Source organism: Nostoc sp., assembly GCF_036917135.1.
Taxonomy (GTDB): Bacteria; Cyanobacteriota; Cyanobacteriia; order Cyanobacteriales; family Nostocaceae; genus Nostoc.
On the sequence record NZ_JBALEA010000077.1, the window covers coordinates 36990 to 50596 of the forward strand.

A 13607-nucleotide genomic window follows, 5' to 3' on the forward strand; every position below is an offset into this window, starting at 1 on the left:
AAATATTGAATACAGTCTTTTATCATGGGTTGGTAGTAATGCTATGACGCTTCAAAGGTTGGAACCAGAACTACTTGCCTTAACGCCAAACGAGAAAGCACAGGCGATTCAAATACTAGCTCAAAGCTTAGGCAATCCTTAGCGGGGAATTGAGAAAATTCCAGGGGTATGTGGTGGCGATGCGTGTATTACAGCAACCCGTATTCCTGTTTGGGTATTAGTTAATGCTCGGAATTTGGGTATTAGCGAAGCTCAACTTTTGAAAGACTATCCAACTCTATCTGCAACTGACTTAACCAACGCTTGAGTTTATGCCACTGTACACCCAGAAGAAATTGTAATAGCCATTAAGGAGAATGAAGAAGATTAATAGATAGTTTGTATGCAGTATGAGTAAAATTTACAAAATTTATCTCGATGTTTGTTGTCTGAATCGAACCCTAGACGATTTAGAACAATTTCGGATTCGTATGGAGGCTGAAGCAGTAACGGAGATTATTCAAAATTGCGAAGATGGCAAATGGATATTGATGAATAGTGATATTATCGAATTTGAGGTTAGTCAACATTCAAACTCATTTAAACAAGAACAAGTTAACTAAATCCTAAATGTAGCAAATATTTATATCCAATCAACCGAAAATATTGAGTTGAGAGCAGAAGAATTAATGAAGTTTAGCTTCAAGTTTCACGATGCGTTACATTTAGCTTTTGCAGAAGTGGGAGAAGCAGATATATTTTTAACGACTGATGATCGCCTTGTCAGGAAAGCAAAGCAATTTCAAAATATTTTAAAAATAGAAGCCGAAAATCCGACGATTTGGTTAATGAATATTTTGCAAACAGAAGAAGAAAACAATGAAATCGATGGAGATTAGACAGCAAGGATATAAAGCCCTAATTGATGCTTTAGGGGTAGCAGGAACGCTGAGATTTTTACAGCAGTTAGAAGTGGGCTATGGTGACTATACCAAAGAACGTAATCAATGGCTCGATGAACTAACAATAAATGACTTTCGGGACTATGTTAAAGTTAAACAAAAAAAAGTTGAATAAAAATAAGAATAATATCATTATATTTACTGCTCTGAGAATCCCACCCCTTGAAAGGGTGGGAGGATGTAAATTTGTCTGCTGTTTCTCAACCTGCAAACACAATAATTTGCGAAAGTTTTTCCAGAGATGCCTACATGATTAGCCCGATATTGCCAAGGCTGGACGATGATGAATCCAAGGGTTAGCCGCTTCTAATTGTGCTGCTAGGCTGATCAAGGTAGCTTCAGCCGCAGGTTTACCAATTAGCTGGACACTTATGGGTAAACCATTACTATCAAAGCCTACAGGAATTGCGATCGCAGGTTGTCCAGTTGCATTTGCAGCTGGACAAGGGGCAATCCATTGAACAATATTTTGGAATGTCTCTTCTGGACTCAGCGACGCCCATTCCCCTACACGGATGGGTGAATGTAAATAAACTGGCAATACCAGCACATCCACCGTATCGAAAAACGCCACAATCTGCCGTGCCACTATCTGCATTTGAGAAACTGCTTGCAGATAATCAGCTACGGAACCGGTGCGTGCAAATAGCCAGCGATTCAATGGCTGCAAGGCTTCAACAGGAAGTCCCGCCGCAGCTATCCCAGCTTGCCAAACGATTTGAAATGGTTCAATTAAACTGCTCAAATCTGGGGATTTTTGTTCAACGTGGTGGCCGAGTTGTTCTAATAACTGGACTGTTTGGCGGACACCTTGCTGACAGTTCGCGTCAGCCTCTCCCAAAGGAAAAATGTTAGTGTCAAAGGCAATTCGCAAAGCACCGAGTTTTGTCTGAGTGGCGGCGAGAAATGATGGTTCGGGATCTGGCAACCAGTAAGGATCGCCTGTGACATAGCCAGATATGGCATCCAAAAGGGCAGCAGCATCAGCCACAGTCCGAGCGATCGGCCCGTTAACGGCAATTCCGGCAAGGCGTTCGCCTACAGGTGCTTTACTCACTCTACCCCTGGATGGCTTAATTCCCACCAAACCACAACAAGCCGCAGGACCCCGAATGGAACCACCGCCATCAGAACCTTGAGCGATCGCACATAATCCCCCTGCTACCGCCGCCGCCGCGCCACCACTGGAACCACCAGGGGTGTATTCTAAATTCCACGGATTTCTGGCTGGGGGAAAACCCGTAGGTTCAGTGTATGGAAATGAACCTACTTCTGAAGTAGCTGTTTTACCGAGAATAGTAAATCCAGCTTGCTTAATCCTTGTTACAACTCCGTCATCATAGTTAGGGATATTGTTCAGTAATGCCGGATTTCCATAAGTACAGGTAACACCGGCTACAGCGTTGAGGTCTTTAATGGAAATCGGCACCCCAAAAAATGGCGGTAGTTCTGAGGTAGTTGTCAATAATTCTGTTTTGGCTTTGGCATCTGCGATCGCTAATTCTGCCGTCACCGTAAAATAACTTCCTAATTGGGGATTTAACTGCCCAATCCGTTCTAAATATATTTCCACCAATTCTAGTGGTGATACTTCTCGGCGACGAATTAATTGCGCCAACTCTAGTGCTGGGGTAAATGCTAAATCAACTTCATTCATAGGTTAGTGAATGGGTAATTTTGTCTTTCTCTGAAATTTTTCAACTGAAATTGTTACTTTAGCAGGATTTATGGGAATTATACATTTTATAGCTCCTAAAATTTCTTACTCAACTAGGATGCTCAGATGCAACAGGCGTGGTTATATTCTCACTCAAGCCATTTTAATTGTTTCGCATAAACTTTCGACAAATCCCCAAGGGGTATTTATGGCTAACCTAGAAATACTTGTTAGTGAATTGCCGACACTGATTCAGAGTCTAAAACTGACTATTGGCGATTCTAATGAAATCATGGAACAAATTATCCTGATCAATAATGCTCAAGAACAACTACGAAATATTAAAAAATTAATCGCTCAAGAATTGAGATTTGATCGCATCAAAAATTCGGCGATCGCCACACTTCCTCGAATAGCCACAGGAGCTAGTTTGTTGATACCTAGCGTCAAATTAGTAGATCCAGCGATCGCCGAAAAATTTGGCAACCCAGAAACTAAAGTCTCATTAACTGATTTACAACCAAAAATTGATTCTTGGATTGAATGGGGTTACTTTTTGCAGGCAATAGCTGCTGATATTCTCAGTGATATTAAGTTGGTCAACCAACTTAATTTTGATATTAGCCATCCAAGTTTACCCACGAGGTTTCAAGTAATTTCTGAAAGCTTAAAGATCAACTTACACTTGAGCAACTCTCATGTTTTAGAACGTCAAATTCAAGAAATTATAAATTGCCAAAAAGACCTATTACAGTTACAGGAAAGATTAAATTATATTTTTAATACTATTAAAACTAGTCATAGTTTATTAAATATTTTATTAGGAGTCTCTGCTTTTTATGGTAAATCTGGCTTCGCTTTAGAGTGGTTAGATGATGACCATGAATTAATTATATCGAGTGAAAATGATTTTCAAGAATTAACAGATATCCTTAATGATTGTGAGTTTTTTAAAGAAGAAATTGCTACCCTAATTATTCAAAGTGAAATTTTAAGTGGACAGGCAGAACAAGCCCTAAAAAGGATTGAACAAGAAAGTAGTAAAAAACCAATTCTTAGCCAGCAAGTAGAAATATTACCAAAGTTTTCGACACAAAAAATAGTCCGTTCAGCTTTGATTATAGCCTCAAGTTTATTAATCTTAACTTTTGGTAGTTGGAAACTTCAAGAGCAAAGTCCACAATTGCAGCAGATAAGTCTAAGTTTAACTCAAGAAGGAAGTGGGTTTGCTAAGTTTAAATCTGCTCAAAAACTCGGTATGGAGGCTGCTTCTCTGGTTCAAAATCCGCCCCATCCTCTAAAAGTCTGGCAACAAGCACAAAACAAATGGCATCAGGCAATAATCTTGTTAGATAGTATTCCTCATGAAGCATCAGTTTATGACGAGGCAAAGAATAAATTAGCTTACTATCAGATTAACTATAAATCTATCAGTCAAAGAGTGTTAATTGAACACAAAGCCTTAGCAAACTTAGAATCAGCCCAAAAACTAGCAATAGAAGCTAATTTATTTGTTGATAATTCACCTTATTCACAACTAAATCGGCAGCAAGCACAAGATAAATGGGAACAAGCAATCAACTTATTAGAAGCTATTCCAGAGAGTACATCTGTCTCTGTACAAGCTAAAGAGATGCTTTCTATTTATAAAACTAACTATGAGGCTATCAGTCAAATATAGCAATCATAAATCAGTTGTTAAAAATTAGAATTAGATCCCCAGCTTATTAAATAACTTGGGGATCTGGAAACCGCGAATTTTCACCAATTAGATAGTATTATTATTTAGCGGTTCTCATTCAGATAGCAGAGATGGACAAGACTGATAACTAACAATTACAACTTAGAACGATCAGTCAAAATCTCATAACCAGTCTCTGTCACCAATACTGTATGCTCAAACTGAGCCGACAAAGAATTATCCATAGTGACAGCTGTCCAACGGTCAGATAATGTCCGCGTGTGTCTAGAACCCGCATTTAAAATTGGCTCAATTGCCAGCGTCATCCCCGCACGAAGTTTAACATTTGGCATTTCGCGGGTACGGTAGTTGAATACTGAAGGTTCTTCATGCAGGTTACGACCTACACCGTGTCCAGTGAACTCTTCGACTATACTAAAACCGTTAGCTTTCACATGGTCTTCAATTGCTCCAGCTAAGTCAAGTAAGTATACACCGGCTTTTACTTGTTCAATGCCTTTATATAAAGCTTCTTCTGCTATGCGAATTAATTTTGCAGCTTCTTGGGTCACTTCACCGACAGCAATTGAAATGCAAGAATCACCATGAAAGCCTTGGTAATAAGCGCCCGTATCTACTTTTAATACATCCCCCACACGAATCACTTTTTTGGGACTAGGAATGCCATGTACAGCTTCATTATTAATACTGGAGCAGATAGAACCTGGAAAACCGTGATATCCTTTAAAACTGGGTGTTGCACCCATTTCGCGGATACGTTTTTCTGCATAAGTATCCAAATCAGCCGTAGTCATTCCTGGCTTTACTAGCTCAGAAATTTCTTTGAGGACAGTTGCCACAATTTTCGCTGATTGCCGCATGATTTCAATTTCACGCGGCGATTTAATTTCAATTCCTCGGCGCTGTTTTTTCGATGTTCCAGGCTGAGTTGTTTGAGAAAGTAAGTTACTGAAAATGTTCATAGGAAATTAATAATTACTACTGGCTCTGCCGTTGAAGTATCAATGCTTTCTCTAGATTACTTGAGAAATAATATCTATAATTTAAGTTATTTTAATCCCTGATAGGGATTCTTCCAGTTTAGCCTCTAAAGTATATACAATAACACATTCCCGTACTCCTAATGTGTTGGACTTGAATCAAAATCGCCCGAAATTATTTTTCGCCGCACACTATGGGACTTAGTTCAATTATGCTTAATTGAAACATTAGACCTCTGCCAAATACTGAGTCGAATAATTTTTAATTCTTGATGACAATCTCTCCAGTCATACCTGCTTCCGTATGTCCCGGTATTGGACAACGCAAGCCATAAGTACCAGATTTGAGGGGTACAAATACCCATTCTGCCTCAGCACCTGGCTTGAGTTCTAGTTCGTGAATGGCTCCTTTTATTTCTACTTTGCCTGCTTGGACTTTTTGTGTCCAGATGCCATCGGCAAAATCTTTAGCAGTAAAATAGTGCTTCAGTTGGCTGGGATTGGTAAGCCGTAGTTGATAGCGTTTGCCAGCGAGTAGTTCCAGATGATTTGGTTCAAACTTGAGTTCATTAGCTGAATTACCCAAGCTAATTGTAATTTCTGTAGCTGGTTGCTTGAGTAAATCGCCAGATAAATTCGCCGCCATTGCTGGAGTAGCAGCGATGAAATTTAGTTCCACGATCAACGATAATATCACGTAGTTACGCCGTAATATTTGCAGCAAAGCAGTAGTGGGGAAAGTCAGAAATGTAATTATAATTTGATATAAATGGTTGTAAATTTTCATTCGGTAGTTCTGAAAAGGCAATGCTGGTGAGCAGGAACAATTAATAGGTAGCGGGAAAAACCACTTCACCCATTTTTTATATTATCTAGGACTTACGCACCGTACAAAAGAATTATGTTGTGTATCAAGGTAAATACGTCGTTTCCGGTTTTTATGAATTATTCTTTGATTGTTGTAAACCCGCACGGTAGGGGCAATTCATGAATTGCCCCTACGACAAATGTGGTTTTTCAAATCAACCATATTTGCTCTTTCCTGTCAATGCGTAAGTCCTATTATTAGCCCTTTCAAGGTGACTCAGAAAATCTCTGATTTCCTCTCTGCGCTCTCCGTGCCTCTGCGGTTTAAAAGTAATTTATCTAACCTTGTTAGGCGCAGAGAACACAGAGTAATGAGGGATTCTTTGACCAAAATTTTTACCCACCTTCAAAGGGCTAGTCCTCACTTGAAAACTGAGTGAGGTAATTATGCTGTATAAATAAATGCCAAAGTTATAATAGCTTGGCAGTGTCAGAAACAGCATCAAGTATTGACGATCTAAGTATATACCTAATACAATTATTCTTACACAACCCAAAGGTAGAGTTAATTAAAATAATTTGCCCAGATAATAAAGACAAGCAATATTAAAGATAATTTGGATAAAAAAATGAACACCAAAATTATTGCTTTCTTGGGGATTACGGCAGCCTTTGCAACCTTAGGAAGCCATGTATATGCACAGTCACCAGTATCGAGCTTAAATGGAGGAGAATACAGAGCGACTGGTAATTCTCTAGTTGGAATTGATAGTAGAACAGCCAAAAATGACTTTAAAAGCTTTTTTGAGCAAACTAATCCAGCAAGCATTTCCAACAATAATAGAAGAGACAATAAAACTCCAGTCAAAATCGACTTTAACGAATCATTATCACTGCCAGACACTTCTGTTTTCTTAACACCAGCTCAGTCGGGGAGTGACAATGATGGATTGCAAGTACATTTAGATATCAGGAGGGAATAGTTAGGTATAAAGGTTGACGTAGTAGTTTTGAGCATAGATGTCTTATTCGCTTTACAATCAGCAGTCTGTGTGCTGGGCGCATTTCAGAATAAAACAAAGCTATTACTCCATCACTCACATATATGATGACGGTTTAAGGGAGTTTGTAGTAAACACTTTAGTGTTAAGCTAATTGGCATTTAAATTGCATAAAAGCAGGGCTGAAGCCCTCACTACAAGCGAATCATTGTGGAAAAATGAATGCTGATTAGCTTATGTATGAGGGTTTTTGCTGCCCATCCTGTCTCCCCTACGAGAATAAAATTTTGCACCTAACAAAATCCCTGTTCCCTAGTCGATAATTTTGCAATCATTTTGCAGTAGAATTAATCGTCTAGATAGAGGAGGGCTTTGAGATGACTCGTGTCATCATTGTGCGTCACGGTCAAAGTGGTTATAACACCGAGCGGCGTATCCAAGGACGCACTGATGCGTCAACATTAACCGAAAAAGGTCGTAACGATGCAAGTCTTGTAGGCAAAGCCCTCAGTAATATTTTATTTAATGCGATTTACAGCAGTCCCTTGCAACGGGCGAAACACACAGCAGATATTATCCATAGTGAGTTAGCTACTCATTCGGAACAATCTGCTGTAGTCCAAGTTTCTGATTTGCTGCTAGAAATTGACCTGCCTTTATGGGAAGCACTACTGACTGCCCAAGTCAAGCAAAAATTTGCCGAAGACTACCGCACTTGGCATCAACGCCCCGATGAACTGCGGATGTTGCTTAATGATGCACAAGGGACAAGAGAACATTTTCCCGTTCTTGCTTTATACGAACAAGCACGGCAGTTTTGGCAAGAAATTTTGTCTCAGCATCAAGGCGAAACTATTCTCATAGTGGGACATAACGGAATTAATCGCGCCCTCATTAGCACGGCGCTATCCATCCCTCCAAGTCGCTACCATTCAATACAGCAATCTAACTGTGGCATCACTGTACTAAATTTTGCTGGGGGATTGGGCGAACCAGTCCAATTAGAGTCCTTAAATCAGACACAACACACTGGAGAAACTCTACCCTCATTGCGACCAGATCATCAAGGAGTACGGTTGTTGCTAGTGCGTCATGGTGAAACCGACTGGAATCGCCAAACCAGGTTTCAAGGACAAATTGATGTCCCCCTCAATGACAACGGTAGACAACAGTCGCAAAAAGCAGGTGAATTTCTCCAAGAGGTAGCGATTGATTTTGCTTGCATTAGCACAATGCTACGTCCGAAAGAAACAGCAGAAATTATCTTAAAACAACATCCGAATGTAAAGTTAGAATTGCAAGATGGCTTGAGAGAAATCAGTCACGGACTCTGGGAAGGAAAATTAGAAACAGAGATAGAGCAGGAGTTTCCGGGAGAGTTACAGCGCTGGCGGATAGTACCAGCCCAAGTGCAAATGCCTGAAGGGGAGAATTTGCAACAAGTGTGGGAGCGCAGCGTTGCAGCTTGGCAATCAATTGTGCAAGCTGCATCAACCAATCAATTTAAAACTGTATTAGTAGTAGCTCATGACGCTACTAATAAAACCTTGCTTTGTCACATTCTGGGTTTATCGCTAGAAAATTTCTGGAATTTTCGCCAGGGAAATGGCGCAGTCAGTGTTATTGACTACCCTTCTGGTATCGATGGTTTACCAGTATTGCAAGCGATGAACATCACCACTCATTTGGGTGGAGGTGTACTAGATAAAACAGCAGCAGGGGCATTGTAATAAAGTTATGAGTGAGGAGTTAGGAGTTAGGAGTTAGGAGTGAAAAATAAATTCAAGTTTGTAGTAAGGACTTTAGTCTTGATAATCCTTGCTTTGAGCGATGAATTGCTGACTACGAACTAGGATTTTATTTTATGTTTAATTATGCCTACCTACTTAACTCATAACTCATAACCCCTAACTCCTAATTTTTATGACGGAACTGCTACAAAAAGTACGGGTGATTGACCCAGTTTCTGAAATCGATGAACTCTTGGATGTGCTGATTGCTGATGGTTATATCCAAGCAGTGGCTTCGCACATTTCTGATATCAGTTCTGATACTCAAATCAGAGATTGTCAGGGATTAGTTCTCGGCCCTGGGTTAGTGGATTTGTACAGCCACTCTGGTGAACCTGGCTTTGAAGAACGGGAAACTCTTTTGTCTTTCTTACAAGCTGCTGCTGCTGGCGGCTTTACCAGAGTTAGCATTTTACCCGATACATCCCCAGTTATTGATAACCCCGCGCTTGTGGCACAGTTGCAGCAAAAAAGACGTGGGGAGATGAAGGAAATGAGGGAGAAGGAGAAAATTAATTTGGCTCCCCCTGTTTCTCCTCTCCCCCTGCTTCATATTTGGGGTGCTATCACCTTAGATGTTGCTGGGAAACAGATGACGGAATTGGCAGATTTAGCGGCTGCTGGAGTTGTTGGTTTTACGGATGGTAAACCCTTAGAAAATTTGGCGTTGGTGCGGGGAGTGTTAGAGTATCTCCAGCCCTTGGGTAAACCAGTAGCATTTTGGCCTAGCGATCGCCAATTAACAGCAAATGGTGTAATGAGAGAAGGGTCAGATGCTCTCCGTTTCGGTTTACCGCCAATACCCGCCAGTGCTGAAACTACTGCGATCGCCGCAATGCTAGAATTGGTTGCAACAATCGGCACACCAGTCCATATCATGCGTGTCTCCACAGCTCGCAGTGTGGAATTAATCGCCTCAGCGAAGGCAGCTGGTTTACCCATCACCGCCAGCACCACCTGGATGCACCTTTTACTTGATACCAAAGCAGTTAAGAGTTATCACACCAGCTTGCATTTAGACCCGCCTTTAGGTAATTCTCGTGATGTGGCGGCGTTGCGTGCAGGGGTACGTGCAGGTGTGATCGATGCGATCGCCATTGACCACACACCCTACAGTTACGAAGAAAAAGTCCAAGCTTTTGCCGAAGCACCACCCGGAGCAATTGGTTTAGAATTAGCATTACCTTTGCTGTGGCAGTATCTCGTTGAAAGTCGAGAATTTACAGCTTTAGAATTATGGCGGGCATTGAGTTCCAGTCCAGCCAAGTGTTTAGGGCAAAAAGTCAGTGCGATCGCACCTGATCAACCAGCAGAACTGACTTTATTTGATCCCCAGCAAACCTGGAAAGTTGAACGGAAAAGTCTTTATACACTTTCACAAAATACACCTTGGTTAGGACAACAGTTAAAGGGTCATGTTGTGCAAACCTGGTGTTAAAAAATCCAAAATACTCTGATATCTGGGACTTTTTAGAGAGGTATTAATGTATTGGCATTTCAAACTTATAGAATAGAAAGAAACCCTATATACATTACGCTGATTCAGCAGAATTGCCCATGACCACTTCTAAACGCCACTACCACATCACTACTTTCGGTTGTCAGATGAATAAAGCTGACTCAGAGCGCATGGCTGGCGTTTTGGAAGATATGGGCTTTGAATGGTGTGAAGACCCGAATCATGCAGATGTGATTCTCTACAATACCTGCACAATTCGGGATAATGCGGAACAAAAGGTATATTCCTACCTCGGCAGACAAGCGAAGCGCAAACATGAGCAGCCTGATTTAACTCTCATTGTTGCTGGTTGTGTTGCCCAGCAAGAAGGAGAAGCGCTGTTACGGCGAGTGCCAGAATTAGACTTGGTAATGGGGCCACAACACGCCAACCGCCTCAAAGATTTGTTGGAGTCGGTGTTTGAGGGCAACCAAGTTGTAGCAACTGAAGCAGTTCACATTATTGAAGATATCACCCAGCCGCGACGGGATAGTACAGTGACAGCTTGGGTGAATGTGATTTACGGCTGTAACGAACGCTGCACCTATTGCGTAGTTCCCAATGTGCGAGGTGTCGAACAATCTCGCACGCCGTCAGCTATCCGGGCTGAAATGGCAGAATTAGGACGGCAAGGTTACAAAGAAATTACTTTACTCGGTCAAAATATTGATGCTTACGGTAGAGATTTACCGGGAGTGACACCAGAAGGTCGGCATCTGCAAAACTTTACAGATTTGCTTTATTACGTGCATGATGTGCCGGGGATTGAAAGGCTAAGATTTGCTACCAGTCACCCCCGTTATTTTACGGAGAGGTTAATTCAGGCTTGTGCTGAGTTACCCAAGGTGTGCAAACACTTTCACATTCCCTTTCAATCTGGGGATAATGAACTTTTAAAGGCGATGGCGCGGGGTTATACCCATGAGAAATATCGCCGGATTATCGATACCATTCGGCGGTATATGCCAGATGCCTCCATTAGTGCCGATGCCATTGTCGGTTTTCCTGGGGAGACAGAAGCACAGTTTGAAAATACCCTGAAACTGGTGGAAGATATTGGCTTTGATATGTTGAATACAGCAGCATATTCACCGCGTCCAGGGACACCCGCCGCTTTGTGGGACAATCAGCTGAGTGAAGAAATTAAAAGCGATCGCCTGCAACGGCTCAATCATTTGGGAAACTTGAAAGTAGCAGAGCGATCGCAACGTTACTTTGGACGCATTGAAGAAGTTTTAGTAGAAGACCAAAATCTTAAAGATCAAACCCAGGTGATGGGACGCACTGGCGGTAATCGTTTGACATTTTTTAGTGGCAACATCAAAGAACTTCAAGGGCAATTAGTGAAGGTAAAAATCACCGAAGTCCGCCCTTTTAGCTTGACGGGTGAACCAATTGAAGTGAGGCAAACCATTTTGCAATAATAACCAGATAAAAAACATCCGAAATTTTCTTGTGGGATGGGTGTCCGCACCCGTCCAACCTTTAGGGCAGGTAGGATGCCCACCCCACAAGATGGATAATTTATTTCTTGTAAGTCCCTTATAGATTTAGGAAGAACGAACATTGTTAGAAGCAAGCCTGATTAATTCTTCAACATTGTTTGAGATTGTATTGCAAATCGCATTTAAAGGTAAGTCATTGGGATCAAGCCCAAAAGGTTCTTCGATTTCTGAGCCAATTTGTTCAATACTTAATAATGTAAAACTTACAAAAGCCATTACTAGACCAGTCCACCAATTTAAAAAGTCAACAATTTCCAAAGGTAATATCAAACAAAAAATTAATAACAGTTGTCTAAGTTTAATAGTATATATCAAAGGCAGTGGCGTTTTTAAAATGCGTTCACAACCACCTAAAATATCTACTAAATCATCTACGCAGTTATGTAGAGTTGTCAGTTGATAGACATTTAGACGATTCCGATCATGCTGATTCTGCAAGTAATCTCCTATCCAGTAAGCAATTTGTAGTGGAGGATGATTAGTATCTTGGAGTTGTAAATATTGTTTTTCAGACATTAAGGATGCCAGATGAGTATCTAAAGGGACTGATCTTAGATGTAACTTCATTGCAACTGCAAAAGCAGTTACTAACCGAAGTATTGACTCTTTTTCTAATCTATCTTGCGGTGTCTTATCTTTAATTATTATCCAAATTCCACGAGTTAAGTTACGAGATGTATTAACTAAAGCTCCCCATAGTTGACGACCTTCCCAAAATCTATCATGGGCTGTATTAGTCCGAAAGACTAATAGTAATGTGAAACCAATATTAAAACTTAAAACAGCATTAGTAAGAATTTTGTTGGAATCTGAAAATGCTATTGGTAATCCTAAATAATTCAAAAATGATATTAAAATTCCATAGGCAGTACAAAAAATTACCCAAGGAAGAATAATAGAAATAATTGACCTTTCAAGCCGAAGAGTTACTTGAAGCCAGTTCAATTTTTCGCCTTTGTAAAGATGATACTTTTCTCTTAAAGAGTTTTTGGAATGATTTTGAAAATAGCTGGGTCGTTTCATATTGATCTGGTTTGAGGATTATATCAATTAGCAAACTAACTTTTTTAGCTAAAAATATCTTGCTTAAGCAAGATGTAGGTTTAAAAATAGCGCCCGTCATGTAACTATAATCAACCAACACAAATCCTATTTTTAACATTTAAATTTATTTCTGTTAACCCTCTTTAGGTAGGTAAATTCATGACTGTCTTCCAATTCTTCAGCATAAACTTGAACTTGCTTTTCTCGTTGTATTGGGTTTATTAAGTAATCAAGCGGGCATGATATAACACTCTCTAACAAAATTTTAGCAACACATAAATCGGCTGTAGGGGTGTACACCTGTATATTGGTATCAACTTAAGAAGATAAAGCCCAAATTTGTTGGGTGTAAGCGTCAATCTCCCGATGGTGCTTACGCCTGGTCTTCATAATGGAAATAATGTTTTATTGAAGAAACAAGAAGGTATCTGGACTTATGTAAGTGTAATTCAAGGGTCTAATACTAGAATTAATGGTTTGTCAGGATGGGTTAATTCAAATTATCTGCATTGCAGCAAAGAACCAAACGTATAGCAATAGTTAAACACCCAACCTATCATCAAAATATGGCTATTATGGTGTTGAATAATTTAGGCTGAAACTTGCTCGTCATTAGTGAACTATTTGATTGGTATTAGTTGCAATTGTGAAGATGAGTCAGACTCGCTAAGATGATATGAGA

At 40.3% G+C, this 13607-nt stretch carries 12 protein-coding genes and 1 pseudogene; 9 read left to right on the forward strand and 4 right to left on the reverse strand.

What is annotated here, in order from left to right; translation table 11 throughout:
* The first annotated feature begins 43 nt into the window (after window positions 1-43).
* The 4 genes and pseudogenes from V7K50_RS24660 (at window position 44) to V7K50_RS24675 (ending at window position 1056) form a co-directional block, all read left to right on the forward strand.
* Window positions 44-370: pseudogene (locus V7K50_RS24660) on the forward strand (DUF433 domain-containing protein).
* 19 nt (window positions 371-389) lie between these two features.
* Entirely contained in the window at window positions 390-602 is a 213-nt protein-coding gene (locus V7K50_RS24665) for a hypothetical protein (protein ID WP_334964681.1), read from the forward strand.
* 48 nt (window positions 603-650) lie between these two features.
* Window positions 651-878 carry a hypothetical protein gene (locus V7K50_RS24670; RefSeq protein ID WP_334964683.1) on the forward strand — a complete coding sequence of 76 codons (228 nt, stop codon included), beginning with the start codon at window positions 651-653 and terminating at the stop codon, window positions 876-878.
* Window positions 868-1056: a hypothetical protein gene (locus V7K50_RS24675; protein ID WP_442944661.1), complete on the forward strand. Its 189-nt coding sequence runs from the start codon at window positions 868-870 to the stop codon at window positions 1054-1056. The genes V7K50_RS24670 and V7K50_RS24675 overlap by 11 nt, the downstream gene beginning before the upstream one ends.
* 138 nt (window positions 1057-1194) lie before the next feature.
* Here V7K50_RS24675 and V7K50_RS24680 read toward each other — a convergent pair whose 3' ends face one another.
* Window positions 1195-2598, reverse strand: coding sequence for an amidase (locus V7K50_RS24680; protein WP_334964687.1), 1404 nt, complete (start codon window positions 2596-2598; stop codon window positions 1195-1197).
* A 208-nt stretch (window positions 2599-2806) separates the two neighbouring features.
* Between V7K50_RS24680 and V7K50_RS24685 the strand changes: the two genes are divergently transcribed.
* Window positions 2807-4279 carry a hypothetical protein gene (locus tag V7K50_RS24685; protein ID WP_334964689.1) on the forward strand — a complete coding sequence of 491 codons (1473 nt, stop codon included), beginning with the start codon at window positions 2807-2809 and terminating at the stop codon, window positions 4277-4279.
* Window positions 4280-4434: 155 nt separating this feature from the next.
* On the opposite strand, the gene map is transcribed toward V7K50_RS24685, so the two are convergent.
* The gene (gene map, locus V7K50_RS24690; RefSeq protein WP_334964692.1) at window positions 4435-5262 is read right to left on the reverse strand and encodes a type I methionyl aminopeptidase; all 828 of its coding nucleotides are present in this window, start codon (window positions 5260-5262) and stop codon (window positions 4435-4437) included.
* Window positions 5263-5542: 280 nt separating this feature from the next.
* The gene (locus V7K50_RS24695; RefSeq protein ID WP_334964694.1) at window positions 5543-6067 is read right to left on the reverse strand and encodes a cupredoxin domain-containing protein; all 525 of its coding nucleotides are present in this window, start codon (window positions 6065-6067) and stop codon (window positions 5543-5545) included.
* A 649-nt stretch (window positions 6068-6716) separates the two neighbouring features.
* On the opposite strand from V7K50_RS24695, the gene V7K50_RS24700 reads away from it, so the two are divergent.
* The 4 genes from V7K50_RS24700 (at window position 6717) to miaB (ending at window position 11800) form a co-directional block, all read left to right on the forward strand.
* Window positions 6717-7070 carry a hypothetical protein gene (locus tag V7K50_RS24700; RefSeq protein WP_334964696.1) on the forward strand — a complete coding sequence of 118 codons (354 nt, stop codon included), beginning with the start codon at window positions 6717-6719 and terminating at the stop codon, window positions 7068-7070.
* A gap of 395 nt (window positions 7071-7465) precedes the next feature.
* The gene (locus V7K50_RS24705; RefSeq protein WP_334964698.1) at window positions 7466-8818 is read left to right on the forward strand and encodes a histidine phosphatase family protein; all 1353 of its coding nucleotides are present in this window, start codon (window positions 7466-7468) and stop codon (window positions 8816-8818) included.
* Between the two features lie 193 nt (window positions 8819-9011).
* Window positions 9012-10316, forward strand: coding sequence for a dihydroorotase (locus V7K50_RS24710; RefSeq protein WP_334964700.1), 1305 nt, complete (start codon window positions 9012-9014; stop codon window positions 10314-10316).
* Between the two features lie 119 nt (window positions 10317-10435).
* Complete coding sequence (miaB, locus tag V7K50_RS24715) at window positions 10436-11800, forward strand: tRNA (N6-isopentenyl adenosine(37)-C2)-methylthiotransferase MiaB (protein WP_334964703.1); 1365 nt, start codon at window positions 10436-10438, stop codon at window positions 11798-11800.
* Window positions 11801-11926: 126 nt separating this feature from the next.
* On the opposite strand, the gene V7K50_RS24720 is transcribed toward miaB, so the two are convergent.
* Window positions 11927-12904, reverse strand: a complete 978-nt coding sequence (locus V7K50_RS24720) for a bestrophin family protein (RefSeq protein WP_334964705.1) — start codon at window positions 12902-12904, stop codon at window positions 11927-11929.
* Window positions 12905-13607: the final 703 nt, after the last annotated feature.